The sequence below is a fragment of the Bradyrhizobium algeriense genome (assembly GCF_003062295.1).
GTDB lineage: Bacteria > Pseudomonadota > Alphaproteobacteria > Rhizobiales > Xanthobacteraceae > Bradyrhizobium > Bradyrhizobium algeriense.
The window spans coordinates 1-785 of sequence record NZ_PYCN01000171.1; the positions used below are offsets into that span (position 1 = coordinate 1).

General features: G+C 65.0%; 1 protein-coding gene. It reads right to left on the reverse strand.

Annotated features, from left to right (window positions below):
* Positions 1–162: 162 nt before the first annotated feature.
* Positions 163–765, reverse strand: a complete 603-nt coding sequence (locus C7G61_RS42935; RefSeq protein ID WP_190242285.1) for a response regulator — start codon at positions 763–765, stop codon at positions 163–165.
* Positions 766–785: the final 20 nt, after the last annotated feature.

Genomic DNA, 785 nt, shown 5'->3' on the forward strand with positions numbered 1-785 from the left:
GGCGCGCGAGGCGACAGCCCCACTCTCGGCAACAGCGCTTGCTGGGTAGATCAGCGCATCGTGCGCAAAAGTGGACCGGTTTTCCGCTCGACCGATGCGCCAGCATAAAGACCAGCGATCGAATGGAGCCCGAAAGGGGTGTCCGCTTTCGGAGCCGACGCTCTAGCGAGCCCGCCTCGATGCGCGCGGAAACAGCGGGATGACCTTGTTGTCGCTCCGCGCGTTCAGGTGCCGCTGGATCGCAACGTGCAGGTCACGGCTGACGATGGGCTTCTGGAGCAGCGCGAACTCGCTTTCCTCGCCGGCGACGACGGGATTGCCGGTGATCAAAAGCACGGGCAGGCTCGGGAAGACCTGCCGCACTTCGCGCGCCAGCATGACCCCGCTCATCGTCCCGGGCATGGCGACGTCGGCCAGCACGAGCGCAGGCCTGCGCGTGCTCAAGGCTTTCACGGCCTGTGCCGCGTCAGTCGCGATGCTGGTAACGTAGCCGAATTCTTCCAGGGTCGATTGCAGCGCGAGCGCGACCTCGAGCTCGTCGTCCACCACAAGGATTTCCGTGTGATTCTGCACGCCCTCGTCCAGCGCGTCATCCTCGCTCAGCAGACCGATCGGCAACAGGGTCGCCGCATCGGTGCGCGGGATGTAGAGGATGATGGAGGTTCCACCTCCATCCCGGCGCACTTCCGAGGCGCCGCCGAGACCCTGCAGAAAGTGCAGGCCCTGGCGCAGGGACAACCAGGATGACAGATCGAGATCCCGCAAGGCGAAAGCGTGTTCCAGCT